This is a genomic window from Advenella faeciporci (assembly GCF_014652395.1).
Taxonomy (GTDB): Bacteria; Pseudomonadota; Gammaproteobacteria; order Burkholderiales; family Burkholderiaceae_B; genus Advenella; species Advenella faeciporci.
The window spans coordinates 70,363-95,608 of the sequence record NZ_BMYS01000009.1 but is presented as its reverse complement, the minus strand read 5'-3'; the positions used below and the strand labels follow the sequence as shown (position 1 = coordinate 95,608).

Genomic DNA, 25,246 nt, shown 5'->3' with positions numbered 1-25,246 from the left:
GTTTGTGCTGGACGGTTGCGGCCAAAGCCCGAAGGCTTGCCGTCCCCCGCCAGGATTCACGACAAGACAAGGACGTACAGGCCGACCGTCCTGCAAGGAAAAATGGTGCACTCGGTTTCTCCGCATACAGGCTCGACCGGCAAGCGCCCTGATGCGAGCAAGAACCAAGCTGCCGATCTTGGGCGAAAACGTCCCCGCCGCACGCTGCGGCGCCATCATTGAAAGCGCGGTGTGCAAGCTCCATAAGCCAGGCCGGGCGGCGTGTCGGTGAACCGCTCCTCGTGATGTCCGGACAAGCAACCGTCAGCATCGAGGACGGCACGCTTGCGTGCAACCTGCGCCAGCAAGCCCAGGCGTAGCCTTGTCCGTGCCGCCTTTGGCGGGACGCCATATAGAAGCCCAAAACGCTTGATGCTGCCCATCTAATAAGAAAGAATGCAGGGCGCGATGCCCTGCAATGTTTTAGGGCTTTACACTTGCCCCCGCTCTGCCAGTGAGGTCGTGCTGGCCGCCGTCACGATGACATGATCGAGCAGCCGTACATCGATCAATGCCAGCGCATGCTTCAGGTGTTTGGTCAGGTTCAGGTCGGCCATGCTGGGCTCGGTTATACCGGATGGATGGTTATGCGCCATTATCAGCGCGGCGGCGTTCAAGCGAAGTGCGGTTTTCACGATCTCGCGCGGATAGACGCTGGCCTGGCTCAATGTGCCTGATCCCTGCTCGATGTAGCGAATCGGCTTGAAACGCGAGTCCAGATAAAGGAAGGCCGCGCATTCGTGCCCCAGCCCGGCCAGCTTGGCCTGAAAAAACTGCTTCACCTTGGTCGGCTGATCGACTGGCGACAATTGGGAAACCAGGCTTTCCGCTGCCGTGCGGCCCGCCGCCAGAATCTGTTCGTCGCTGGCCAGCTTGTAGCGGCCGCTGGGACTGCGTACATACAGGGTGCATGTCTCGTCCATGTTGTCATAGCTCAGCGCGGCGATGTTGTTGTCCATGATGCTCTCCAGTGTTCAGGGCGGGATTGCCCGGAACCCGAAGGGCATGGCGCAGCGCAGGTATCAAGGGTCGAAGACGGCCAGCGGCCGCAAGCGGCGCCCACGGCGGCGAGCCGCCCTTGAAACCAAGAACGGCATGACACAATGACCGGGAGCAAGACAGCCCCACAGTGCCACTTGGTTTTTCGTTGGAAACTCCGCGTGAAGCGCGGCTAGGCTTTCATGGGTGCGCCCCGCGCAATCCGCAAACGAGAGTGCGCAGCGCCGCAGGTGCGAAGGCGTAAGGGATGCGTAAGGCTGGCCAAGACCAGTCCCATCAGGGATGAGCGAATAGCGAACCTGGAGCAGCGCGGTCTGCGCAAGCAGAGACGCCATGAGTGTTCAATGATCTTCAAAAAAACCGCGCTGTTTGTTTTTGATACATTTAATGGCGATAATCCACGGGAATCAAGGACGAGAATCTGCCAGAAGCGTACGTTCGGCGCGCGGCGCCGAAAGCTGTCGTTTATGACCCCATTGTGGGATATGCCAAAGCAAGTGACCCTCCCAGAATCGGCCTAACAACTCAGTCAATTGCGGATTGCCTTCGGCATCCGCTTACTTCATTCGTTACATTCAGGAATCCCGCATGCAGACACCCACCGTCTTCATCTCGTACTCTCACGACAGCGATGGACATAGAGACTGGGTATATCAGCTTGCTTGTCGGCTCGTCGAGAACGGCGTTGAGGTAGTTCTCGATCAGTGGGACATACAACTTGGCTCGAATATCCTTAAGTTCATGGAGAAGGGTCTGACCAATTCGGACCGGGTGTTGGTTGTTTGCACGGACAACTACAACCAGAAGTCCAACGAAGGACTGGGCGGTGTCGGGTACGAGAAGAACATCCTGACCGCAGAACTCTTCTCTTCCCAAGATACCAACAAGTTCATCCCTTGTATACGAGGCGTGTCCACCAAACTCAAGACTCCCGTCTGCTTAGGTGGGCGCACATACATTGACTTCACTGATGACGGGAACTTTGATTCCAACCTGAAGCAGCTGCTGCATGAGCTCTATGGAATACCGTTGAAGCCGAAACCTGTACTCGGGAAGAGTCCGTTCGCTCCTATGGACGAAGACGCCTTACCGTCGATTCGCGGCGAGAGTAGTACCGTGTTCTTCAGCAATCGATTTAGCGACGCATTTCCTGGAGTTCGTGGCATTCAATGGTTCCGGCAGCCAGCCGATGCCATCGAACGGCTGCGGATTCTCTTTCGGAATCCATTCGTGTTTCATGAATCAACCCCGATCTGGTGGTGGCGAACCGGCGACATGCACATCAACAGCTTCGATGTTCTTGCTGCCGATACCGTCCTACTCGATCACCAGGAGCTCGTCATTGATGAACTGGCAGCCGTCAACGCTGGTGCGTACTACCAATCATTCGTTTACATCAAGGCCAAGCCGTCTGAGCCGACAGGTCTCTACGATCCTGCGTCTGTGCCGTCGCAGGTTGAACACTGGGGGTACGCACGCGAGGAGTTTGGTCTGTTTCGCGGACGCCCAGTGACCAGGGCAGAGTATGACGACGGGTCAACAGTTATCGATGGCAAGGTAGTCGATATGGACCGCGAGGCAGAGCTTCGTGTGAGGTACGTGACTCCTTACAACTTGTTGATCGCGCCACATGACAGCCCCATCAACAACAACAGATTCGATCGACAAAGGGACGAGTTGCTGAACTCCATCCTTCGAGGGGAGGCATCGCTGGATACCTTGGTTGGAGCGGTCTTACAGCTCCCGAAGAGGTCGCGCGCCTGAATCTAAGCCTTCGCTTGAGCTGACCCGCTACGGCAGGCGCCGCAGGCGGTTCAGCTCAAACGTTTAATGACGGCTTTCCTTGCTCTTCGATTGTCAGCTATGGGTCTATTGTGTTGAAAAACTCCAAACCAACCGTTTTTGAACCATCGGAAGGGGTGCTTGACCCCTTGCCTGAGGTCCGATCGTGGCATACGCACGATTCTGGAAGGTCGCCTTTTTCTCAGTTCGAGTTCAAACGTCAAGAATCGAGTTTTTCAACACAATAGGTCGAAACCGGCCCCCCTTCCTATACTTGAAGGCAAATGCCGACAGGCACGCGGCAGGCTCGGAATGGAAGCCGAATGGCCGTGACGGCAAGGTCGGCACGGGGCGCTGCCCGACAGCCCGGCGGCGCTTGCGCCGACACGCACGGCTTTATCCACAGATTCTGTGTGCAAGCCTGTGTATAATCCGTGAAGTTTTCGTGACACGCCTTTGTTTGCCACAACTTACGATCACATGAGCGGCACTTGGCCATGACACCGATGCTGTCCAGCGTGAAGGTCGATCAGCCAGCGTCAGCGATCGGACACACGCCCAGGCCGCTCAAACGAGCCGAGGAAACACAGCGTACAAGCCGCCGCTGCGCCATCCAGTCGGAGATGGTGCAGCGGCGGCTTGCCATTCCTGGCTTTGAGCGTGATACACCGGGCCAGCCGGATGGCTGTGTCCGGCCGATGTGCCTTTGGGGGTTGGCACCGGGCGCGACAATGCAGCGCCCGGATTTTTATATCATCGGTTCCAAGGTGTCGTCGCCTTGGAGCCGATGCTGATTGAATCCCGCCGCGCTCCGGTCACATCGGGGCGCAGCGGGCCAGCTTGTGCGGCCTTCGATGGGCCGGCAAGCCGTCCGGCGTTCGCAAAAAACAGCTATCGGAATACTTGCAGCCGGTGAGGACATGCCCCGACGACAGGCCGGGGCATATAGGGAGGCAACGCTTACGCGGCTACCGCATCAACCGTTTCGTCAGTTTCTACGGCTTCATCCTGCGGATCTTCCATGCGGAAAATAGCGGGCATCCACCCCGACCCTTGCATCAACCGTTCGGCTTCGCTGGCAATATCGGCTTTCTTCAGCTTCGCCAGCCGGGAAACGTGGTCAGGCGCGAACTCGTCCACGGCATCAAGAATCACGGCCTTGGAGACATGCTTGAAGTAGCCCTCGGCGGTGGGCTGCCACCATGCCGCCATGTTCAGCCCCACGGCCTGCGCCAGCTCCGCTCCCGGCTGATGCTGGCTGGCGCGGGGAGTGATGACGTCCACGCTTGCCGCCGCGCATATTGCCAACAGCCGCAGCAGTTCATCTTGCGGCTTTGCCAGCAAGACGGCGAACAGGTCGGCGCTGTCCTCCGGCAAGTCCTCGCTCACGGTCTTTTGCAGTTCTGCCAGAGCCACGGCGGCGGGCGATTCGGGCCAGTCCGGGGCCAGGCTTTCCAGCCGGTCTTGCACGGTCAAGCATATTTCCAGCGGTAAGCCATCACGATGATAACGATCATGCAGCAAGACCGTCTGCACCATGCCATGCACCACAGCGGCCAGCGCCGCTTGCGGATGGCGGGCCAGTTCGATTTGCAGCGCGGCGGTGCGGTGGGCGCTCAAGCGCTGCGCCAGCCGGTCGGACATGGACGCGACCTTGGGCTGGTCGTCATCCTCGCCGTCGCCGTTCGCGTCATCCTCGCCGCTGAATCCCTGCCTCAACCGTTCCAAGGTGCGTAGCGCCTTGGCTTCGGCTTCCCGCATCAGGCCGCGATGCACGACAATTTCCCCTTGCCGGTCAAGGGTCACGATAGCTCCAGCGGCGGCTTTGACGTTCGTGGCGTAATCCAGCAAACGATCTTCCAGCGCCTGTAACTGCTGGCCCACGCGGTCACCTTCCTCTTGCAAGGCGTCGGCTTTTTCCTCATCATTTTCGTCCAGCACCATATCGAGTGCTTCACCAATGGTCTGCATCTTGGCTTCCAGCTTTTCCATGCGGTCGGCCTCCCGCTTGGTAGGACTGCGCCGCTCTCGCGGGGCGCGCTGGAAGACTTGCAGATCGGCGTAGGTGACGGCGGTCGCGGCATCCACCCATGCCCAACCTTCCGCCTTCACTTCGGCGGCGTGGCCGTCCAGCTTTTCGCGCACCAAGGTTTCCAGCAGCGCGGCATCCGTCACATACACGCCGCTATCGTCCTGCGCGAACAGATCACGGCGAATGCCGCCGCCCGCGGCTTCGTAGGCATCCAGCCCCACGAAACGCACCAGCGCGTGGGATGCGTCAATTTCCCTTTCCGTCAGGCGATCACGCAAGGCATGGGGGCTGCGCTGCCATTCGGGTGCATCGTAAAAAGCTGCGTCCTGCGCCGCATGATCGTCTGTGATGGCAAGGGCCATCAACTGATCAAGGTTCACGGCATCGGCCCGATAATCGGCCAGCAGGCGCGGCGAGACATTCGCCAGCTTCAAGCGGCGCTGCACCACCAGCGGCGTGACGGAAAAATCCGCTGCGATATCCTCGATGGGTCGGCCTTCGGCCACCAGCGCCGCGAACGCTTCAAACTGGTCTGCCGGGTGCATGGCTTCGCGCTGCACGTTTTCGGTCAAGCTCACGGTGCGGGCGTTGGCGTCTGCCACCAGCAGGCACGGCACTTCCCAATCCTTCGGGATACGTCGGGTCTTGGACAGCAACTTCAATGCGGCCAGCCTGCGGCCACCGGCCACGACGTCGTAATGCTCGCCGTCGCGGGCCAGAATAACGGTGAGGTTTTGCAGCAGCCCCACGCGGGCGATGCTCTCGGCCAGCGCATCAATGGACTGGCCCGCCGTCTTGCGCACGTTACGCTTGGACGGCCGCAACCGCGACAGCGGCACCCTTATCAGGTTCTGTTCCGGGGTAATGGCGTCGGTGACGGCGTTGATCGTGTCGATGGCTTGGGTTTCGGTGTGCTTAATCGCGTTCATGGTGAACACTCCTATGAGTTTGTGAATTGCAGCCATAAAAGACGCGGCAAGGATGGCTGCCTGACCCTGCCGCGCAAGGGGAATCAGGCTTTCAACTGACGCATGCCCTCGGCCAGCAGCCACAGGGCGCGGTTCAGGCGAATATCGGAATCAATGCCTTGCACCGCTCGGGTGCTTTGGCGGCGACCGTTGGCGCTGCGGCCACGCAAACCGCCTTTGGTGAGGTTTTCTTGCAGGCGGTTGAAGGTCATCCACAGATCGGGGCGGCGGTCGTCATATCGGCGCGGCATCAGAATCTGGCTTTCCGTGATGGGTGCGGGCTTGTCCGAGTCGTCGTATTTCAGGGCCAGCGCGGCGCGGGCGAGAATGTGGGCTTCGCCTTCGTCCAGCGTGATGGCCTGCATGGCTTCGCGGGATTCCTGCACTCTCTCGAAACCGTCCAATACCTCGAACGCGCCTTCAATCACCTGCCCGGTAATGTCGCCCTTATGCGGAATACGAACATCGGCCACGGTATCGCCGCATACAAGGCCATTTGCGCAGACAAATCGGAAGGCTCCACCGAGCATCTGATAACTGCTCGTACCATCGTGCGAGTTCAAGAGGATGATTTCATTGGCGATGCTGTCATTCACCTGATTGGCATGGCGAAGCCGAATCATGTGTTTGGTGTGTTCGCGCCGGTCTTGGTTGCGTACTCGGGTCTGCGTCACCATGAAGGGCTGAAACCCTTCTTTCCGTAGTTCCGTCAGCACCGCCGCCGTGGGGATGTAGCTATAGCGTTCTGAACGGCTTTCGTGTGGGGCATCGGCATAGATGGACGGAACCACGGCCCTGATCTGATCGTCCGACAGCGGCCGGTCGCTGCGAAGCACCGGGGAAAGGGAACCGAAGCGGGATGCAAGCATGGGATTTCTCCTGACAAAGAAAGGGTTTGCTGTTCACCGCACACCGGATTCCAAGATTCGGAAGCCCAAGGGTTTGAGCTGTTGATGTGCGGTCGGCACGAAGAACCCGGTTGGCCTCGTTGCCACCGTCTTTCCTGAGTTCATCGCCCGCGACGGTCAGGAGCCCACGAACGTGGGCCGTCAAGGAGAAAAGCGTCAGGTTGGTGCGGCCCGCAGGCGTAGCCGAGGACACGGCCTGGCGCGCCTTGACGGCACGCGGCCACGGGCTACAGTCGCGGACAAGGTGATGAGGTCAGGAAAGATGGCTGGGCAGGCAACGGCCAGGTCTTTGTGTGCAGATTGCACGCAAGCGCCAGCGTGCAGGCCCGAAGCTGCGAAGCCGGGCCGGAGGCGTCAGGGATGCGCAAGGCTGGCCGTGACCAGTCCCGTCAGGGATGAACGAAAAGCGAACCTGAAGCAGCGCGGTCTGCGGAGCAGAGACGCAAGAAAACACTTCGTTTATTATCTATTTGTATGTATTGACTACTTTCATCTACGGACGACAAACGCACGAGACTGAATATTTGGACTTGCCAAAGTCAGCGTGCGCACACTGAGGGAAGATAAGGTGCGAATTAAATTTGTCGAAATTACAAATTTTCGAAAACTGAAGTCTACGCATATTGACTTCGACAAAAAAACAACGATTTTTGTTGGTGCCAATAATAGCGGCAAGACATCAGCGATGTTGGCTCTCCGAATCTTCCTACTCTCACCAAACCGTCTCGCCCTACGCGATATAACAATTGCCAATTGGACAAAAATTGATCTCCTGGGTGAGGAGTGGGAGGCGGATGGTGACCCAACCGTCGATCTAAATAATCTTCTTCCTTCGCTCGATGTATGGCTCGACGTTCCGCTCAGTGAAATCCAACACGTTGTTCACATTCTCCCAACATTGGATTGGGCCGGCGGCATGCTTGGCGTTCGGCTCTCGTATCAGGTCAAAGATTTTGACAAGCTGAAAGTTGAATATCTTGCGCAACGCACCGCAGCGCGGGACGCATCAATCACCGGAGAGAATGGTGAAAACATCAAGATCGCATTGTGGCCAAGTAGCCTGACCGATTTCCTTGAACGCAGATTCCAAGCACATCTGGAACTCGTAGCTTATCCTCTCGACCCAGCCGCCGTCACACTACCGGGGAAGAATGGCCTTGCCACACCACAGATACTGCCCACCAGTGCACTCGCGTTCGACCACCCGCCGTTCAAGAATCTCATTAAAATTGATGAGATCGCCGCTCAACGTGATTTCACAGACGCTGGGAGCAATGAAGATCACGAAGAAAGAGGAGACAGAACTACTCGGCGTTTTAAGCGTCGTCTCTCTGACCAACTTCGCTCTTACTACGACCGCCATCTGGATCCGTCGAAAACGCCTTCAGAGAAAGATTATGAAGCTCTTGGAGCAATTCAAGCGGCCGAACAAAGTTTTGACGCTCGTCTTGAAGCCGGATTTTCCGCTGCTTTCGAAGAACTCGAAGATCTAGGCTATCCCGGCATGAACAACCCTAAGCTCAAAATATCAACACTACTGCGAGCAACTGATGGTTTAAAGCATGGATCCTCCGTCCAATATCAGGTTGCAGACCCATCAGGTGATGGCACTAAGACACTCAAGCTTCCGGAAGACTATTCCGGCCTCGGTTATCAAAACTTGATCGCCATGGTATTCATGCTCATGGGTTTCCGCGATGACTGGATGCGTGTCGAAAAAGCAGGAATCCACGAAGGTTCGGACGTATCACATGAGATACAGCCTTTACACCTCGTACTCGTCGAAGAACCTGAGGCCCACCTTCATGCGCAAGTCCAGCAAGTCTTTATTAACAAAGCGTATGATCTCCTCAGGAAGCACGGCGATCTTGGCAACAGCGATAACTATTGCACCCAATTGATCGTCAGCACCCATTCTAGCCATGTCGCACATGAAGCTGATTTCTCTAGCCTGCGGTATTTCCGGCGTCGATCTGCCCCGCATAAAGGAGAAACACCGACAACAACGGTCGCTAATCTTTCTCATGTTTTTGGTGACGGTGATGATACAAAGCGCTTTGTTAAGCGATACCTAAAGGCTACGCATTGCGACCTATTTTTCGCAGACGGAATCATATTCGTCGAAGGACAGGCAGAGCGCATACTCGTACCCCACTTCATCCGACATCATTTTCCGGAGTTAGCGCGACGATATGTAACTTTGCTTGAGATCGGCGGAAGCCACGTACATAGCTTTCGCGATTTAGTTGACTCACTCGGCATTGCAACATTAATAATCGGTGATCTTGACGCCACGACAGCAGTAAAAATCATCGACAAAAATGGCAACGAGACAACACGCTGGAAATCCACTCGCCCCGAACAAGGCAAAGCACAACAAACGGCAAATTCGGTGCTCAAGGAGTGGCACCCCAAGAAGAAACTGATCGACGAACTAATTACGCTATCACCTGAAGAACATGAGTCGACGACCAATGGCGACTATGAGCTCTACGTCGCCTACCAGAAACCAGTTAAGGGCGTGAGCGATGACACCGTCCAAACCATTCCTCGGACATTTGAGGATGCCTTAATTATAGAAAACCTTTCCACGGTAGAGAAAGTTCAAGGTTCGGCCACGTCAAAAAAAATCCGTGAAATCGTGACACAAAGTCTATCAGGCGACGACCTCCAAGATGAACTATTCGAATTGCTAAAAACTGCTGAAAAAGCAGCCTTTGCACTCGATTGCTTGATGCTCGAAGACCCAAAGACATTGAAACCGCCGCGTTATATAGCCGACGGTCTTAAATGGTTCGAAGGGGCTGTTAGCAAAGATGTCGCGGAAAGCGAACTCAAGGTGGGGCCAGATCATGGTAGAGGTTGAGACAGTATCGCCGGACTTTGATAACGACGCCGACGATCAAATCCAAACTTGCCTGAATCCATCCGCTCCGAAAAGCTTTTTCTTGTACGCCGGTGCAGGCTCTGGAAAGACTCGTTCACTCAAAAGCGCACTCGATACGTTTCGTGCAAACTACGGCGCGTCGTTCCGACGAACCGGCAAGAAGATAGCGGTGGTTACCTATACGAATGCCGCTGCCGACGAGATCGCAGCGCGCGTAGGTTCTGACCCACTTTTTCCTATTTCTACGATTCATAGCTTCTGCTGGAAGCATATCGAAACTTATCATCATGACATTCAGACGTGGCTACTCAAAACTCTTCCAGTTGACCTTGCCGAACTTCACGAGAAACAGGCAAAGGGACGCCCTGGCACCAAAGCGGCGATGGATCGCGAACGCGCCATCACTTCAACAACAAGACGCCTTGAATGGCTCAGCGTCGCACGACGCTTCACCTACAACCCTAACGGCGACAACTTTGGCCAAGACTCACTGTCACACTCCGAGGTGCTGAAGATTACGGCTTCGTTTATCGAAACAAAGCCATCAATGCAAGCCGTTCTTATCAACCAGTATCCTTTTCTACTCATCGACGAGAGCCAAGACACAAACAAAGGATTACTCACAGCATTCTTTATGCTCGCAGCCACGCACAAGGGAAAATTCGGCATGGGGCTGTTCGGCGATACCATGCAGCGCATCTACCTTGACGGCCATCCAGAGTTAGAGAGCCTTGTGCCAGATAATTGGGCCCGTCCAGTTAAGCGGCTGAATCATCGCTCGCCTCAGCGTATTATCGCGCTTGGCAATATATTGCGAGCGCCGATTGATCGCCAAAGCCAAGTGGCACGTGATGACAGCGAAATTGGTTTCGTCCGTCTTTTCATCGCACCGAATAATACCCCCGACAAACCTGGATTCGAGAAGCGTGTTCGCGAGCGAATGGCTAATCTGTGCAGTGATCCTGATTGGAACAATGAGGTAACAATCAAAGCGCTCACACTTGAACATCATATGGCAGCATCGCGACGCGGTTTTCTCGACATGTTCCGAGCGTTAGATCGCGACTCGCGCCTTTCGACGGGACTACGAACTGGTGATCTTCCTGGCCTGAGACTATTCACCGAACGCGTTGCTCCACTCATTGCTGCAGCTCGCGCAGAGGACAAATTCGCAATAATGGCTCACCTGAGAGCGACCTCTCCACTCCTGAAGCGGGCGGCCATTGCTCTTAGCTCAACGCCTGGAGATCCGCTACAACCGATACGATTTGCAGTGGATGCACTGCTTGCGCTACACCCAGAGCAATCAACTACCACCTTCCTATCGGTCCTGCAATGCGTAGCGGAACACCATCTATTCGAGATTCCAACTGCTCTGCGTCCTTTTGTAGTTAATGAGCGCACGACGGTGGAGAGTGCTCTAATCACTGATGATGCATCGAGTTATGAAGACGAAGCAGTAGAAAAATCACCCGAAAGTCTTGAGGCTTGGCGAGCATTTTTGGAAACACCATACAATCAAATAATTCCATTCGCCGAATATGTCAGTGACCGTGGGCCGTTCGGAACCCACCAGGGCGTAAAAGGTCTCGAATTCGAGCGCGTATTGGTCATACTTGATGATAGCGATGCACGTGGATTTCTATTTTCATACGAAAAACTCTTTGAAGCCAAACCATTGTCGGATACCGATCGTAAACATCTCGAAGATGCCACGGATGGGGGCGTCACACGTACACGCCGTCTCCTGTATGTCACTTGCACTCGCGCAAAGAAGAGTTTGGCTCTAGTCGCTTATACAGAGAATCCCGACGCGCTGCTCGCGGCTGCACTTCGTAATCAATGGTTTGTTTCAGAAGAAATTGAACGACTATGATGGAAATCCTGATTGTTGCGGATATCTCTTTAGATAATTCCGCTTAGCCGTCTGGCGGGCGGCTTCAAGAATCTGTTCCGTGGTCGCTAGCAGGTAGCGTCCCTGCACGTCACTGGCCAGCAAAGCGGAATCGAAAGAGGAACAGGTTATTCAAGCATGATCGTGCTTTGGTTTCTCGGACTGAAGGGCCCGGAACTGTGTTCAGCACGGTGCAGCGCAAGCAGCGCGACCCGGCCTAACCGGGAAGCGCACCGACTAAGCAGGTATTTCACTTGTTGTTGGTGTCGATTTTGTACTGCTTCTCCATGCAGTTACGAACGTATCCATAACTTCGAAACACAAGCACTCGTCATGCCCATCACCCATGTATGCACCCCGTTGCGCCATGCCCGCGACGCGAAAGCGGTCATCAGTGAATGGCCCACCGCTATTGCCTGGGCGAATGCTGCCAGCCCCCGAGATCGTAAAACTAAACATGCTGCGGTTTGGCTCGGTCCGGTTTAGCACCTTTTGCTCATTCTGATCAGGCAGGTTCCAGTTCTGGTAGGCAGGAAAGCCGATCAGGAGGCCGTCGGCTCGCGGCTTAATCGGCGTATCCATGGCGGAGAAATATCGGTGTGGTGGCACCGGCCCCTCAAATTGGAGAATTGCAAAGTCGAACTGCCTGTTACGGTAAACGATCCGCGCGGGCCAAGAATCTTTAGTGCCAGGACGGACTAACCTGAGTGACTTATTGACGATCTCAGGTGCCTCATAATCCGTTGGCGCCTTCAGGCTTCCGACTGTGGCATCTACTTCAAAAACATGATCGCACGTCACCAACAGGTTCAGTTCGCGATAGGCAAAAGCAGTCCCTTGCGCTTGAAGCGTATCTTCGTGACGCCCCGGGGAGCTATGGTAGTCACCTGCCCACTCTACGACGAAGACACCTTCCTGAGCTGTATCATGATCCCGTACGACTGGTTCAATAGGAAGTTTCGGTGCAGCAAATGATCCGAACGATTGCTCAAAATCAACTAACGCGTTGAAACGCCCTGCAAGGCGGGTGTAAAGCACATCATCTTTACCTCTTACCATCCGTAGATAGAGCAACTTACCCCACAGCACATTTTTTAACTTGGGAACAACTCTACTTCGTGTCTGGCGCTTCCATAACACTTTCTCGTACGGCACCTTGCCACCGATTATCACGCGATCCTGCCACCCTTGTTCCGCTGCTTCGTACCCGTTTCGCTCCCATGCGTTCAAGGCACCCCGGATTCTGTCAATGAAGATCCGACGGACGTTCGGAAACTTGTTGATTGTCAGTCCGGTAACTTCCATGCGACGATGCCGGTCGCTCAACCGCGTTTTAGCGGCGTTGATCGCGAAATGGTGCTTTGCGGTGATCAGATCATGTAGCTCAGTTCCGAGAGTCACGTGACCGTCATCGTCCACTACGCAAATGGCAACCGGCAACCGAGAGGCGGTGCGAACATTAAACGAGAAAGTAATGTCATCGGCGTAACGCGTATAGGTAGCACGATTACGCCGCGCCAGTTCGGTTAAATCCCGATCCATCGACCGACAAATCAAGTTGGAGAGAAAAGGAGACGTTGGCGCACCCTGCGGCAGTTTGCCATCGAGTGTGCAGATGTGGGCGACAACCGTCGCGACATGATGCGAAAAGTTGAACGGGTGCTTTCGCAAAACGCCCCGCACACGGTAAAAGGTAATACTAGGAAAAAAATCTTGCAAGTCAAGATTCAGGATGTGTTGAGTCTTCGGCAAACAATGCACTTTGGCGTTGGTGACGATGCTGCGATCCACCACGAAGCCGTGAACGGCAGGCCTGACTGTTCCAGAACGCTCCTTCAGGAACGCCAACACCTGCTCCTGAACAATTCTCAAGCGTTGTCGCGGCTCTGCGATGGCGCGCGGGCTACCGTTCCGTTTGGTGATCGTAAAGCGTTTATAAGGCGGGCGCGGGTAAATCATTCGCATCAGTTGCGAATAAGGTACGCCCAGCACATGAGAGGAAAACCACGTGACGCTGGTGCGTAGCATGCTTTCGTTAAGCGCCATTGCGCTGGTAATGGCTACCATTTGACCTCATGTACATTTAATGAGTGCCACCCTCCGTCTGTCTTTCTCCTATATACGTTGCGGCGGATTGACTAGCCAGCTTCAGGCGGACAGGCCGGGGTTACCTCATCGAAAGCCTGCGTTAAACGCGGGCCTGGTTAAGCTCCATTCGGAGGGTGACAACCAATTGTAAGCGACTGCCGCGGATACAGGCAACGTCGCAGGGCAATCCTCGACGTAGACAAACCACATCGACTTCGCCGATGGCCAAGGCATGACCTTCAACTATATAGTGCAGCTATGACACTGTAGACGTACTCTGCAGTGTGCTGTTACGATGCGCAACAAAAACAACCTAATATTTACAAGACATACCTCCGCATTAAAAATGCGTTTTTTCGCGCCGGCTACTAAATGGAAGGTAAAGCATGGAGTATTTTTCGGAAATTTTGGCCTTTATTACTGGACTAGCTTCCGGCTGGGTATTAAAAGTCACCATAGATAAATCCAGAAACTCCACAGCGATTAACAATAACAATGTCGGTGGCGATATCGCTGGGCGCGACATCATAAAAAAGAAATAGTCAGGCATGGCAAGCATGATGACCATTGTTCGTGACAACACAACCCAAGGCGACCTCGCAGGCAGAGACATCCATAAAACCTATAACGCCGTACGGGAACCGACGGCGATGGCTAGGTTGGTCGAACAATATCTTGCGGAGACGCTCGCCGATCAATCACTCTCAGCGTGGACTGAAAAACTTGAACACTTCCTTTCCAACGAGACTAGTTCCGATATACGCGGACTGGAAGAAAAGCTGAAGTGTTCGGGACGCGAAGAAATGGTAAAGGTCGCGCTGCTCAGAAAGCAGTCCGCATGGAAAGCAATTATGCGGCAACAGGGATCAAAATCCGCCCAGACCATCTACACGTTTTTAATGGCTGAGATCGTCGTCAATTTCGAGCAATCAGTGCTGCCCCTAGTACAGGGCAACGCGTCCAGAGAAATGGTCGACACAGCAATGCTAGACAAGGTGATATCTCCAGCATTACAAATGCTTGAGTCCAATCCGCTCATGCTAAATAAGATGGACATTCAAGGCTTGGTTTATTTTTTGGCGGGCAATTGCTATATCAGGTGGGACGCATGCTAATCTACGACCCTGCCCTCGACCCCTACCATAGTGCCGTTAGAATCTTAGCCATTCTTGAGTCTGCCACCGATAGAGTCATTGATTTATCTATCGACACGGCCAGAATCACGGACTACTTCCTTGTCTACCCATACAAATTGCTCAGCTTCAAATTTCCTAGTGAATATAAAGCTATGCGCTCGGCAGTAAAGGAAACTGAAACTCCATATCGACATGCTTTGGGCAATCGCGCGCCTTTTGAAAAAATGCGCCCCATATTTTTTGCAGCGTTGAGTGGATTGGTAGCAGCAGATCTTATCAACGCGGATAAGCTGAAGCGCGGGATCATATCGCTGTCTGGAAACAGCATACCGGACGATCTAGCAGCCGCGATTTCACGGTTTCAGAAACGACAAACTACGGTGGGCCAGTTCCTACTGTCGGATTTTCTAGAACTTCCCGCCCATGGAAATAATGGGATTAAGCATCGCTCTGGCCTTATCGAGTTTCGTTATGACCCTGTTTAAACCAACTATTCTTGTTAATCGTTTGATCGTTGTAAAAGACGGTAGATCTGTTATAGACATTTCTTTTCATGCGGGACTGAACGTTATCGCTGGTCAGAATAGTTCAGGAAAAACAACCGTCATCCGTTTCATTGCATATGCGCTCGGATCTGAGAATATTAATTTCAATCAAGTGGCTCAAATGTGCGATGACATATATTTAGAAATCGCAGCAAACGAAGCGGTCGTGACATTGCGCAGAAACGTGTCAACGCAATTAATGCAGCCGTTATCAATATTCTGGGGAAGCATGCTGGCCGCGATGGATGCAGGGCCAGCAATGTGGCAGTTGTATCCATTTAAACGGAGTGAATCCAAGGAAAGCTTTTCGCAAGTTCTATTCAGGCTGTTCGAAATGCCAGAACTTCGTAGCGAAGGTGGATCGAATATTACGATGCACCAATTGATGCGGTTGGTCTACTCCGACCAAGAGACGCCTCCATCGGATCTATTTCGTCATGATCGATTTGACCGAGCTATAACCCGAGCGGCTGTTGGTGACTATCTTCTAGGAATCGACTCGACTGAACTGTATGATCTAAAGCTAGAGGAATCGTCGTTAGACAAGGAGACGACTGCTATTCGTGCAAGCATCAGGACAATCTACAGCACGTTCGGACATTCTGGAACAAATATATCACTCGAGTTTCTTGACGAAAAAATCCAAACGCTCGCAAGCGAAGTTTCTGACTTGCAAGTTCGATTAGCTAATCTATCCGCTGAGTCTCATAAAACCTCATCAGCAAAGGAAGATAACTCCCTTAGAGAACAGTTGAACGACGCACATTCGTCCCTCTCTAAGCTCAAACAACAAAAAATCGCTCTTCAGGCTGAAATCGCAGACTCGGAACTCTTTCTTAAGGAGCTTGAGGAAAGGCTGTCTAGTTTAGAAGAGTCTGCCGTTGCTGAATCCTATCTAGGCACTGCCATTTTTTCATTTTGTCCAAGTTGCTTTACAAAGCTGGAAAGCGCTGACGAAAACCTATCGACCTGCACACTTTGTAAATCTGAGATTGCCGAAGATGCAGCACGCTCGCAATTGGCCAGAATGAGAAACGAGCTTGCATTACAACTTAGTGAGTCCAACACCATTCGCACACAACAATTACGTGAGCTCGATTCGATTTCTCTGGAAATTCCTTCGGCGGAAATGCGACTGAAATCCTTAGAGGATCGGTTCAAACGCAATCAGTCTCACTGGAGGTCACCACATCAAATTATGATGCAGTCTATTTCCAAAGATATCGGCAGCAAAGAGCAAGAGATTAAAAATACCTTGGAGTTAAAGAAGCTCGCTAATTTGCTTGAACAACTGAACACGAAACTTGGGCAAGTGGAAAGCCAGTTGGAATGGACGCGAGGACGGATTGAGGCAGTAAGTCGCGCACAAGTGGATCGTCGAAATATTGCATATTTGTCCGTCGCGGACAACTTGAAAGAAATCCTTAAAGAAGACTTATCTCGTCAGACTGAATTCGCAGAGGCTAACGAAATCGATATCGATTTCGCCGCCAATCGACTGACTATAGATGGGCAAAGCCAATTCTCTGCAAGTTCGATGGTTTTTTTGCGACACGGATTTCATTTAGCACTCCTCCTCTCATCGTTGGACAATGAGTACTTCCGCTATCCAAGACTTTTAATTTTAGACGGCATTGAAGATGGGGGAATGGAAGTTGAAAGGAGTTATAACTTTCAAAATATTATTGCGAACCGCTCCAATAACTCCGATACAATTCATCAAATTATCATGACAACAATGGATGTATGTCCAGAACTGGACAACGAAGCTTACCTCGTTGGAAGAAAATTCACTCATACTGAAAAGTCGATCGGCATCAGTTAGTCGGCACCGAACTTTGACCAATGCAGGTTCTCTATATTGTGGCGTAAAAACATCGCTATATAAAATAGTCCCCTGAGGTGTACCCCAAATTTTTCATAAATGACCTAACCCGCATGTTTACTAAGCTAGAGCATTTATTGCGATTCCGGCCCCGGCACCACAAGATAATCAATGGACGTCAACAGACGTCTATTTTTTTGCCTAAAATCCTTTATTTATGCGGCTCTCAGGGAATTTTCAGTATACTGAAGTCAACAAGCCAAAACGTATTTCAAAATAGCCACAATCTAAGTTTGTGTAAATTTAGATCGTTCCATGATTTCCTTCATCAAAGATAATAATGGCAGAAATCTCTGGTTTTGGCTTGTGCTGTCATTGATCTAAATATCGGGAAACCGAAAATAATAGTTAGAATTCAAGCGTCATTATTCAAAAAATAAAAGTCATTTAATATGATACGCAAATTCATTATGGTTCTAATGCTCAGTTTAGGTGCCACACTGGGAAATAACCTTGCCGTGAAAACAGATCAAGCCATTATTCAGAAGGCTGAACAAGGTGATGCGGTCGCCCAGTTCAATCTGAGCGTCATGTACGAAAATGACCAAGGAGTTCGGCAAAATTATGTCCAAAACACTGCTGACTTCTTCTCACCTGCTTTTTTTGGACTGCAGCCCGTTTCTCCTCTGCCTCTTTCACGTTAGAATATGCTTTGGCTACCCTTTACTCGTCCTTACAACGGAGCACATATGATGCACCATCTAGATCATTTGGTCTTAACCACAAGCCAGAAAGAAAAATGTATTGATTTTTATACCAGAGTACTGGGCATGAAACTTGAAACCTTTGGTCAGGGACGAATAGCGTTCAAGTTTGGGGAACAAAAGATCAATCTTCACATAAAGGGCCAGGAATTTGAGCCCAAAGCGCATCTTCCTGTCCCGGGCGCACTGGACTTGTGCTTTATTTCGAGTATCCCCCTGGCAGAGGTCATTACCCATATCCAGGGCTGTGGCTGGGAAATAGAAGAAGGTCCGGTCAGGCGAACCGGAGCCAACTACCCCATCATGTCAATTTACCTGCGCGATCCAGACCTTAATCTGATTGAAATTTCTGAGCAAATTAAAGAATAGCGAACGTCGCACAAAATAGTCGCGCCGCAAAACGTGCCGGTTCGTCCCCGGCACTTAGCACGAACCGTTATTAGCGATAACGCCAGGGGCGGGATGTAATTTCCCTGTCTATTTTCTGCAATCTACCCAAATGGTTGACATGATTGATACCCAAAACTTCACGAACCAAGGCCATCAATTCAGGCAAATGCTCAAAATGCACCTTATTTATAAGATCCTCAAGTTTTGACTTCACCGACTCCAGATACTCTTTAAAATTGAATCCCGATTTTTTGACTTCAGGCAAAATACGCACATAGGCCATGATATCTCCTCCTTGAACCTATTATTTTTTGAATAGCATCCCCAACAGCGCAAAATTCAGTACAAGTCAATAGTGTAACTTAACTTTCCTTGCGTTAAATCAAAAAATATTTGTCGGAAATTTGCCAATCCCCTACAATCCAAATTGCGTTACTTTTATTTTCAAAACAACCCAAAAGGAAACAAAATTGAAAGCATGGCATTTATTGGTAGCAGCTGCAGTAGCGTATGTCCCAACAACCGCTTTGGCAGCGAAGGTGGAATTCGTCAACAAGTCATCTTGGGAAATCCACGAGATCTATTTTTCTCCGGCAAGTCAAAAAGACTGGGGTGAAGACTATCTGGGTGATGAAGTACTGGAAAAAGGAGACTCCCTGACCTTGTCTGATGTTAGTGAAGGCGACTGGGATGTTTTGGTGGTGGATGAGGACGGAGACAAATGCGAAATTACGGACGTAACCATCGACAGCTCCGATCGCTGGGTTATTACTGACAAGGATTTGTTGGCCTGTCAGGCAAATAGCTAGGGTTGCATCAAGCAGGATTTTTCGCCAGCATGGTAAGAAACTTCAATTGGACCGGATTACCTCGGGTATCACGGGCCTGCATGGCTGACACAATCAGGTTATAGCAACCAGGATTGGTTTGCGCCAGCGACAAGAATGTCATTATTGTAAATAGGTTTTACGGTGGAAACTATTACCCTACTACCCTGCAAGCTATTATTGTTGCTGCAGGGTTATTTCTTTTTGCACCTTCAGCACCTTTACCGGCCAGCTGCTTTTAATGTATGCCAGTACCGCCACAATTTCCTCATCCGTCAACATATCACGATAAGCGGGCATGTCACTTTGATAACCGGGTGGTGCCGTTTTCCCCGGCACCAGGCCATTTTTAACCATATCAAACAGCAAGGCATCGGGGTGATGCCATGTATGCCCGCTCTGGTCATGCGGTGGTGCAGGCAGGCGCCCATTAGGCATGCGTTCGCGCCAGTTCGGTTGCCCCTGCAACGAAACGCCATGGCACGATGCACACAGGTTGTCATAAATCGGTTTACCCTGCATGACCAGCGTCTGGTTAGCGGGATCAATGAACGCAGGGCCCGGATTACGCCCCTGAAAATATGAAAGAGCCCCCGCTGCAACTACAGCAAAACCGGCAACCGTAAAAAGCAATTTTGTTTTTGTCATGTTTTCCCTGCTTTAGTTAACCCGCACCTTACCCACCATTCCGCCTTCCAGATGACCTGGAATGGTACAGGCAAAATCAACCGTACCAGACTGGTCAAATTTCCAGACCAGGCTTCCACTTTGGCCAGCTTCAAGCGTAATGGCATTCGGCTCATCGTGCATCATGGATGGATTATGTCTCATTTCAATGGCATGAGCCTTCAAGTCATCCAAAGAACCAATCACCATTTCATGCGGCAATTTTCCCGCATTTTTAACAATAAAACGAACCGTTTCCCCGGCATTAACACTAATTTCACCAGGCATGAAACGCATGGTGTCCAGCATTTCAATTTCGATGGTACGCGTAACCCGGGCAGGGTCTCCCGGCTGGCCAACGGGAGCCGACACATGCGCATGGCCAGTCATCTCATGACCATGGCCTGATGCACCATGATGACCGCCGGCATGATTACCGGAAGCCAGGGCAAGGACAGGCAATGCGCTTAAAATCAAAACGGAAAGGTTTTTTTTCATGATAAATATTCGCTTTACATTCATTCAAACAAAAAGGCATTTAATGCCATTCGATATAAGAATTTTAGTCACGCATAGCTGTCGCACGGGTGACAGCTTCATTACATTCCTGTCATCATACAGATTACAATACTGTAATGCTTAGGTCATTTTCCAGTCAGTGTCGTGTGGGTAAACTTACTTCAGACATAAATCCACCCGCATTGCAGACAATTAAGACTGCCAGCATGCGTATTACAGGAGCAAACTCATGAAACTGCTTGTTGTGGAAGACGAGGTTAAAACAGGTGACTACCTGCGCCAGGGTCTTGCCGAAGCCGGTTTTATCGTAGACCTGGCGCGCACGGGCCTGGACGGACACCATTTGGCGTTAACCGGCTCCTATGACCTGATTATTCTTGACGTTATGCTACCCGATGTTAACGGGTGGCGCATCATCCGTGCTCTGCGGGATGCAAAGCCATCTACACCGGTCCTGTTTCTGACCGCGCGTGACAGTATTGAAGACAGGGTAAAAGGCCTGGAACTTGGCGCTGATGATTACCTTGTCAAACCCTTTGCCTTTGCCGAGTTTCTGGCGCGCGTACGTACATTATTGCGCCGTGGTGCCGCTCCCGCACAGAATGATCAATTGCAAGTGGCCAACCTGACGCTTGACCTTCCCCGCAGGCGTGCCCAGCGCAATAATCAACGCATTAACCTGACCAATAAAGAGTTTGCCCTGCTGGAGCTGCTGGTAAGACGCCAGGGTGAAGTCCTGCCGCGGTCTCTCATCGCCTCTCAGGTTTGGGATATGAATTTTGATAGTGACACTAATGTTATTGATGTCGCCATCCGGCGACTGCGTGCAAAAATCGATGACAACCACGAGCCCAAGCTGATTCACACCGTACGCGGCATGGGTTACATGCTGGATGTGGACGAGGCTGACCCCGTACCTGAGCAATGAAGCGACGTCCCACCTCTCTGGCAGTCCGCCTTACCGTTTCTATTGGTGCGGTAATAACTCTTGTCCTGCTCTCATTCGGCTGGATGGTGGAACGCTCAATCAACCACCATTTCATCCAGCAGGATATAGACGAACTGAACGCGGTGCGGCAGGCGCTTGAACACACATTGGCCCTATTGCCCAGCAACAATCCTCAGGAAGCAATACAGGCAACATTTGCCAACGTCATTGTGGGCCACTACAACGCGCAATACCGCATATCCACTTCAACCGGCACGGTCCTCTATGCAACCCCCGGATCAGATCTGGAAAAATTTGCAAAAACCACGCCACCCGTCATGCAGATCAACAGTGATACCGTTTCAATATGGAAAGATAATGGCACGACCTTCAGGGGCGTGGTGCTACCAATCACCACTAACAATCCTCTCATCACAAACGACTTTACCCTTGCTATCGCAACCGAAATAAATTTTCACCTGCACTATCTTGAGAGTTTCCAGCATTACCTGAGAATTATCACGGCAATTGCCTGCATGGTCGCGATTTTGGCAACCTGGCTGGTGGTATATCAAGGCCATGCGCCCATACGGCGCATTAGCCGTGAGATAGAAAAAATCAACTCGGAACAGCTGCATATCCGCCTGAATGCAGAAGCCGTTCCTGCAGAACTGACCGAGCTGGCAAAGTCATTCAATAAAATGCTTGACCGGCTTGAAGGAGTATTTAAACGGCTGTCGGATTTTTCCGGAGACATTGCGCATGAGCTTCGCACACCCATTACAAACCTCAGAACGCAGACAGAAGTAGCCCTTTCCCAGGCAAGAAGCAGCGGGCAATACCAGGAAATCCTGTATTCCAACCTTGAAGAATATAACCGGATGGCAAGGATGATAAGCGACATGCTGTTTTTGGCCCAGGCCGACAACAAACTGCTGAAGCCGGAACTTGTCAATATCGATCTTCAAGCCGAAGTTCATACCTTGTTCGACTATTTTGAAGTCTTGGCCGAAGAGCGCGGGGTAAACCTTGAACTGGCCGGGGAACATACCTGTATCACGGGAGACCGGCTGATGCTTCGTCGCGCATTAAGCAACCTGCTGTCCAACGCCATCCGTTACACGCCCCACGGAAAAACCATTATGGTCAGGCTGATAAAAAACACCGCTACGGATACGTTAAAAATTTGCGTACAAAACCCTGGCGCGGTTATTCCGGAAAAGCATTTGCCATACCTTTTTGAACGGTTTTATCGCACTGACTCCTCGCGCCAACGCATTGGAGAGGGTGCCGGTTTAGGGCTGGCTATTACCAAATCCATTATTGAAGCGCACGGAGGCAGTATTGCGGTTATCTCAAACGAAGCAATGACTTCATTTGAAATATCGCTTCCAGACAATGCAGCACCTGTTGCAACCAAATCAAATGGCAGTGATATCTGAAAAGAGCTGTCACTCCAGTCTACAGTTTTTTCAGCATCCAAACATCGCACCCGCTATGAACAACACCTTCCAGTGGGCGGTCAAGATGCTGAAACCCGAATTTTTCATATAAGGATATTGCTGACTTCATGCCAGACAAAGTGTCAAGATAGCATTCCTTATATCCCTTTTGGCTTGCATAAGCCAAACACCTGGCAACCAACTCCTTCCCAATCCCCAGACCCCTAACTTCTTTTAAAAGAAATAATTTTCGCAGTTCGCAAGTCTGATTGCTGCCATTGAAAGGGGCAACGCCGCAGCCTCCCACAATACTTCCGTCCATACTCGCCACCAGGTACAGGCTGCTATTCCGGTCACCATAGTGCGCACTCATTTCAACAACTTCCGCATCGGAGGGGCCGTACCCTTCACCGATAGCACCAAACTCTTCGCCAACCATTTTTATTATGTTGCAAATCTCATGGTCGTGCCCTGCCTGGATTTCTAAAATTTCAACCGCCACCCACTGCTCTCCTTTTATATCGGGAAAATTAGACCTGCTTCCAACTGCTACACGTTCCCACGCAGAGCATGGGAACAAGAATGAAATAAAATTAAATGCCCCACCAGTTCCCACGCAGGAGCATGGGAACTAGCGTAATAAGTCGTTCCCACGCCTGCGTGGGAATGCCTGTCACGCTGCCAATGTCGCGTTATCAATCACAAAGCGGTACTTGACATCACCCTTGAGCATACGCTCATAGGCCTCGTTAATCTGGTCTGCCCGAATCATTTCGATATCAGCCACAATGCCATGCTCGGCGCAGAAATCCAGCATTTCCTGGGTTTCTGCAATGCCTCCGATCAGCGACCCGGCAAGGCTTCGCCTTTTCATGATCAGGCTGAACACGTTTGGTGAAGGGTGCGGTGTTGATGGCGCTCCCACCAGTGTCATCGTGCCATCCCGCTTAAGCAATGCAAAGAAAGGATCCAGATCATGCGGGGCGGCAACCGTGTTAAGAATAAAGTCAAGACTCATGGCATGGGCTGCCATTTCATCGGGGTTATGGGAAACCACCACCTCATCTGCACCCAGCTTGCTGGCCTCGGCACGCTTGGACCCGGAAGTCGTGAATGCCACAACATGAGCGCCCATGGCATGGGCCAGCTTAATGCCCATATGCCCCAACCCGCCAATACCCACCACACCCACTTTCTGGCCTGGCCCCACTTTCCAGTGACGCAATGGAGAATAAGTCGTAATACCTGCGCACAGCAAGGGTGCTACGGCCGCCAACTGGTTTTCCGGATGACGGATACGCAGCACATACCGTTCATGCACCACAATTTGCTGGGCATAACCGCCAAGGGTGTGCCCCGGCGCATCGGGCGTGGGACTGTTATACGTGCCCACCATATGATCACAGAAGTTTTCCAGCCCCTCGTTGCAATCCGGGCAATGCTGACAACTGTCAACAATACAACCAACCCCCACCAGATCGCCCCTCTGAAAGCCGGAGACCTGCTCGCCCACTGCCAATACCCGGCCAACAATCTCATGACCCGGTACGCAGGGATACAAGGTGCCTGCCCACTCGGAGCGCACCTGGTGAATATCAGAGTGACATACACCACAAAAGGCGATATCAATCTGTACATCGTGTGCCCCCGGCTGGCGCCGGGTAATATCCATGGATTCAAGGGGCAAATCGCCCGCCCGGGCACCATAAGCTTTTACTTCCATTGCAATACTCCTTGATATTGTCATAACACGACTGTTTTCGGATTGTATAGTCAGGCTCTTTCCAAAAACTCTCCCACATAAATCATATGCTCAAAGGGCAATGTCCCCCCTTCTGTCCGCTCAACAATGGTATCTAGCGTGGCCCGCAATACTGATTGCTTTTCAGCCACACCGGCGTGCAAAACAATGGCAACGGGGGTCTTTTCCGGATAATGCTGCATTAACTGCCTGACCACTTCAGGCAAGGCCAAACCCATGGTAAAAAAAGCCAGGGTGGATTGGGATTCAGCCAGTTTTACCAAAGGGTCCGTACCCTGGTAGCCTTCACGCGTTGTTTTGGCCGCCGTCAGTATCACAGATTCATTACGCGGTCCATTGGTGACCCCTTGCGCAAGAACAGCATTGGCGGCGTTAAAACTGGAAACACCAGGAATCACGACCGGGTTCAGGTCTTGAAATTCTTTCAGATAACCAACCTGCGGCCCATACACCAAAGGGTCCCCGTAATCAAGCACGGCAATGGTTTTGCCTGCGTTGACAGCTTTACGGATAATATTACGCGTTTGCGCTTCCAGTGCATCAACTTCTTCATCCGTTACCTTGCGCCGGGCCATTGGGGTGAACAGGCCATGTCCGGCGTTGTACACTTCCTTGCCCTGAAGCAATTCAGAAAAGTTTTCCTGTACCCGCGTCATGGCAAAAACCACATCTGCCTGCCGGACTGTTTTTAACGCACGGACTGTTATATTGTCCGGATCGCCAATACCCATACTGACAAGGTAAAACTGACTGCTTGTTTGCCCATTGGCATCCAAAGAAAACATATTCATTCCTATCTACTATTTTTTTTAACATTCAAATGTTGCGACCACTTTGGTGTTTAG

At 51.7% G+C, this 25,246-nt stretch carries 23 protein-coding genes; 12 read left to right on the top strand and 11 right to left on the bottom strand.

Features of this window, described 5'->3' with window-relative positions:
* Positions 1-470: 470 nt before the first annotated feature.
* Positions 471-998, bottom strand: a complete 528-nt coding sequence (locus tag IE074_RS08015; protein WP_373297792.1) for a JAB domain-containing protein — start codon at positions 996-998, stop codon at positions 471-473.
* Between the two features lie 628 nt (positions 999-1,626).
* Between IE074_RS08015 and IE074_RS08010 the strand changes: the two genes are divergently transcribed.
* Positions 1,627-2,802, top strand: coding sequence for a TIR domain-containing protein (locus IE074_RS08010; protein ID WP_189384947.1), 1,176 nt, complete (start codon positions 1,627-1,629; stop codon positions 2,800-2,802).
* Between the two features lie 978 nt (positions 2,803-3,780).
* Here the strand turns inward: IE074_RS08010 and IE074_RS08005 are convergent.
* Together IE074_RS08005 and IE074_RS08000 are read right to left on the bottom strand one after the other, a co-directional pair.
* Positions 3,781-5,781, bottom strand: a complete 2,001-nt coding sequence (locus IE074_RS08005; protein WP_189384946.1) for a ParB/RepB/Spo0J family partition protein — start codon at positions 5,779-5,781, stop codon at positions 3,781-3,783.
* Positions 5,782-5,864: 83 nt separating this feature from the next.
* Positions 5,865-6,689 carry a DUF932 domain-containing protein gene (locus IE074_RS08000; protein ID WP_189384945.1) on the bottom strand — a complete coding sequence of 275 codons (825 nt, stop codon included), beginning with the start codon at positions 6,687-6,689 and terminating at the stop codon, positions 5,865-5,867.
* A 607-nt stretch (positions 6,690-7,296) separates the two neighbouring features.
* On the opposite strand from IE074_RS08000, the gene IE074_RS07995 reads away from it, so the two are divergent.
* Together IE074_RS07995 and IE074_RS07990 are read left to right on the top strand one after the other, a co-directional pair.
* Entirely contained in the window at positions 7,297-9,594 is a 2,298-nt protein-coding gene (locus IE074_RS07995; protein ID WP_189384944.1) for an ATP-dependent nuclease, read from the top strand.
* On the top strand, positions 9,581-11,491 hold the full coding sequence (locus IE074_RS07990) for a UvrD-helicase domain-containing protein (protein WP_189384943.1): 1,911 nt from the start codon (positions 9,581-9,583) through the stop codon (positions 11,489-11,491). The genes IE074_RS07995 and IE074_RS07990 overlap by 14 nt, the downstream gene beginning before the upstream one ends.
* A gap of 255 nt (positions 11,492-11,746) precedes the next feature.
* Here IE074_RS07990 and IE074_RS07985 read toward each other — a convergent pair whose 3' ends face one another.
* Positions 11,747-13,576, bottom strand: a complete 1,830-nt coding sequence (locus IE074_RS07985; protein WP_189384942.1) for a reverse transcriptase domain-containing protein — start codon at positions 13,574-13,576, stop codon at positions 11,747-11,749.
* Between the two features lie 407 nt (positions 13,577-13,983).
* On the opposite strand from IE074_RS07985, the gene IE074_RS07980 reads away from it, so the two are divergent.
* The 6 genes from IE074_RS07980 to IE074_RS07955 all read left to right on the top strand — a co-directional run bounded on the left by IE074_RS07980 (position 13,984) and on the right by IE074_RS07955 (position 18,236).
* A complete protein-coding gene (locus IE074_RS07980; RefSeq protein WP_189384941.1) occupies positions 13,984-14,139 on the top strand; it encodes a hypothetical protein in 156 nt (51 codons plus the stop codon).
* A gap of 15 nt (positions 14,140-14,154) precedes the next feature.
* Positions 14,155-14,712, top strand: a complete 558-nt coding sequence (locus IE074_RS07975; protein ID WP_189384940.1) for an ABC-three component system protein — start codon at positions 14,155-14,157, stop codon at positions 14,710-14,712.
* A complete protein-coding gene (locus tag IE074_RS07970) occupies positions 14,706-15,218 on the top strand; it encodes an ABC-three component system middle component 5 (protein WP_189384939.1) in 513 nt (170 codons plus the stop codon). The genes IE074_RS07975 and IE074_RS07970 overlap by 7 nt, the downstream gene beginning before the upstream one ends.
* Complete coding sequence (locus tag IE074_RS07965; protein WP_189384938.1) at positions 15,166-17,103, top strand: ATP-binding protein; 1,938 nt, start codon at positions 15,166-15,168, stop codon at positions 17,101-17,103. The genes IE074_RS07970 and IE074_RS07965 overlap by 53 nt, the downstream gene beginning before the upstream one ends.
* 518 nt (positions 17,104-17,621) lie before the next feature.
* Positions 17,622-17,807, top strand: a complete 186-nt coding sequence (locus IE074_RS07960; protein WP_189384937.1) for a sel1 repeat family protein — start codon at positions 17,622-17,624, stop codon at positions 17,805-17,807.
* Between the two features lie 45 nt (positions 17,808-17,852).
* Entirely contained in the window at positions 17,853-18,236 is a 384-nt protein-coding gene (locus IE074_RS07955) for a VOC family protein (RefSeq protein WP_189384936.1), read from the top strand.
* 70 nt (positions 18,237-18,306) lie between these two features.
* On the opposite strand, the gene IE074_RS07950 is transcribed toward IE074_RS07955, so the two are convergent.
* Positions 18,307-18,540, bottom strand: coding sequence for a hypothetical protein (locus IE074_RS07950; RefSeq protein ID WP_189384935.1), 234 nt, complete (start codon positions 18,538-18,540; stop codon positions 18,307-18,309).
* A gap of 187 nt (positions 18,541-18,727) precedes the next feature.
* Here IE074_RS07950 and IE074_RS07945 point away from each other — a divergent pair, with 187 nt between their 5' ends.
* Positions 18,728-19,066 carry a hypothetical protein gene (locus IE074_RS07945; RefSeq protein ID WP_229793945.1) on the top strand — a complete coding sequence of 113 codons (339 nt, stop codon included), beginning with the start codon at positions 18,728-18,730 and terminating at the stop codon, positions 19,064-19,066.
* Positions 19,067-19,073: 7 nt separating this feature from the next.
* Here the strand turns inward: IE074_RS07945 and IE074_RS14970 are convergent, their stop codons facing one another.
* From IE074_RS14970 to IE074_RS07935, 3 genes are read right to left on the bottom strand one after another with little or no spacing between them, the layout of a single operon-like run.
* Positions 19,074-19,208, bottom strand: a complete 135-nt coding sequence (locus IE074_RS14970; protein WP_268247308.1) for a hypothetical protein — start codon at positions 19,206-19,208, stop codon at positions 19,074-19,076.
* Positions 19,209-19,261: 53 nt separating this feature from the next.
* A complete protein-coding gene (locus IE074_RS07940) occupies positions 19,262-19,732 on the bottom strand; it encodes a c-type cytochrome (protein WP_189384934.1) in 471 nt (156 codons plus the stop codon).
* Between the two features lie 12 nt (positions 19,733-19,744).
* A complete protein-coding gene (locus IE074_RS07935; protein ID WP_189384933.1) occupies positions 19,745-20,248 on the bottom strand; it encodes a cupredoxin domain-containing protein in 504 nt (167 codons plus the stop codon).
* Between the two features lie 250 nt (positions 20,249-20,498).
* On the opposite strand from IE074_RS07935, the gene IE074_RS07930 reads away from it, so the two are divergent.
* Both IE074_RS07930 and IE074_RS07925 read left to right on the top strand, forming a co-directional pair.
* Entirely contained in the window at positions 20,499-21,197 is a 699-nt protein-coding gene (locus IE074_RS07930; RefSeq protein WP_189384932.1) for a heavy metal response regulator transcription factor, read from the top strand.
* Positions 21,194-22,639, top strand: a complete 1,446-nt coding sequence (locus IE074_RS07925) for a Cu(+)/Ag(+) sensor histidine kinase (RefSeq protein ID WP_189384931.1) — start codon at positions 21,194-21,196, stop codon at positions 22,637-22,639. The genes IE074_RS07930 and IE074_RS07925 overlap by 4 nt, the downstream gene beginning before the upstream one ends.
* A 19-nt stretch (positions 22,640-22,658) precedes the next feature.
* Here IE074_RS07925 and IE074_RS07920 read toward each other — a convergent pair whose 3' ends face one another.
* From IE074_RS07920 to IE074_RS07910, 3 genes are all read right to left on the bottom strand, one after another.
* Entirely contained in the window at positions 22,659-23,141 is a 483-nt protein-coding gene (locus tag IE074_RS07920) for a GNAT family N-acetyltransferase (RefSeq protein WP_229793944.1), read from the bottom strand.
* 171 nt (positions 23,142-23,312) lie between these two features.
* Positions 23,313-24,362 (bottom strand): NAD(P)-dependent alcohol dehydrogenase, encoded by a 1,050-nt coding sequence (locus tag IE074_RS07915; protein ID WP_189384930.1) that lies wholly within the window; start codon positions 24,360-24,362, stop codon positions 23,313-23,315.
* A 50-nt stretch (positions 24,363-24,412) separates the two neighbouring features.
* Complete coding sequence (locus IE074_RS07910; RefSeq protein ID WP_189384929.1) at positions 24,413-25,186, bottom strand: SAM-dependent methyltransferase; 774 nt, start codon at positions 25,184-25,186, stop codon at positions 24,413-24,415.
* Positions 25,187-25,246 lie beyond the last annotated feature (60 nt).

What these genes read in the sequence shown, in the direction of transcription:
- IE074_RS07915 (WP_189384930.1), bottom strand. Translation starts at nt 24,362, where the DNA reads ATGGAAGTAAAAGCTTATGGTGCCCGGGCGGGCGATTTGCCCCTTGAA.
- IE074_RS08000 (WP_189384945.1), bottom strand. Translation starts at nt 6,689, where the DNA reads ATGCTTGCATCCCGCTTCGGTTCCCTTTCCCCGGTGCTTCGCAGCGAC.
- IE074_RS07950 (WP_189384935.1), bottom strand. Translation starts at nt 18,540, where the DNA reads ATGGCCTATGTGCGTATTTTGCCTGAAGTCAAAAAATCGGGATTCAAT.
- IE074_RS07975 (WP_189384940.1), top strand. Translation starts at nt 14,155, where the DNA reads ATGATGACCATTGTTCGTGACAACACAACCCAAGGCGACCTCGCAGGC.
- IE074_RS08005 (WP_189384946.1), bottom strand. Translation starts at nt 5,781, where the DNA reads ATGAACGCGATTAAGCACACCGAAACCCAAGCCATCGACACGATCAAC.
- IE074_RS07965 (WP_189384938.1), top strand. Translation starts at nt 15,166, where the DNA reads ATGGGATTAAGCATCGCTCTGGCCTTATCGAGTTTCGTTATGACCCTG.
- IE074_RS07940 (WP_189384934.1), bottom strand. Translation starts at nt 19,732, where the DNA reads ATGACAAAAACAAAATTGCTTTTTACGGTTGCCGGTTTTGCTGTAGTT.
- IE074_RS07955 (WP_189384936.1), top strand. Translation starts at nt 17,853, where the DNA reads ATGATGCACCATCTAGATCATTTGGTCTTAACCACAAGCCAGAAAGAA.
- IE074_RS07930 (WP_189384932.1), top strand. Translation starts at nt 20,499, where the DNA reads ATGAAACTGCTTGTTGTGGAAGACGAGGTTAAAACAGGTGACTACCTG.
- IE074_RS07990 (WP_189384943.1), top strand. Translation starts at nt 9,581, where the DNA reads ATGGTAGAGGTTGAGACAGTATCGCCGGACTTTGATAACGACGCCGAC.
- IE074_RS07910 (WP_189384929.1), bottom strand. Translation starts at nt 25,186, where the DNA reads ATGTTTTCTTTGGATGCCAATGGGCAAACAAGCAGTCAGTTTTACCTT.
- IE074_RS08015 (WP_373297792.1), bottom strand. Translation starts at nt 998, where the DNA reads ATGGACAACAACATCGCCGCGCTGAGCTATGACAACATGGACGAGACA.
- IE074_RS08010 (WP_189384947.1), top strand. Translation starts at nt 1,627, where the DNA reads ATGCAGACACCCACCGTCTTCATCTCGTACTCTCACGACAGCGATGGA.
- IE074_RS07985 (WP_189384942.1), bottom strand. Translation starts at nt 13,576, where the DNA reads ATGGTAGCCATTACCAGCGCAATGGCGCTTAACGAAAGCATGCTACGC.
- IE074_RS07980 (WP_189384941.1), top strand. Translation starts at nt 13,984, where the DNA reads ATGGAGTATTTTTCGGAAATTTTGGCCTTTATTACTGGACTAGCTTCC.
- IE074_RS07970 (WP_189384939.1), top strand. Translation starts at nt 14,706, where the DNA reads ATGCTAATCTACGACCCTGCCCTCGACCCCTACCATAGTGCCGTTAGA.
- IE074_RS07935 (WP_189384933.1), bottom strand. Translation starts at nt 20,248, where the DNA reads ATGAAAAAAAACCTTTCCGTTTTGATTTTAAGCGCATTGCCTGTCCTT.
- IE074_RS07925 (WP_189384931.1), top strand. Translation starts at nt 21,194, where the DNA reads ATGAAGCGACGTCCCACCTCTCTGGCAGTCCGCCTTACCGTTTCTATT.
- IE074_RS14970 (WP_268247308.1), bottom strand. Translation starts at nt 19,208, where the DNA reads ATGACATTCTTGTCGCTGGCGCAAACCAATCCTGGTTGCTATAACCTG.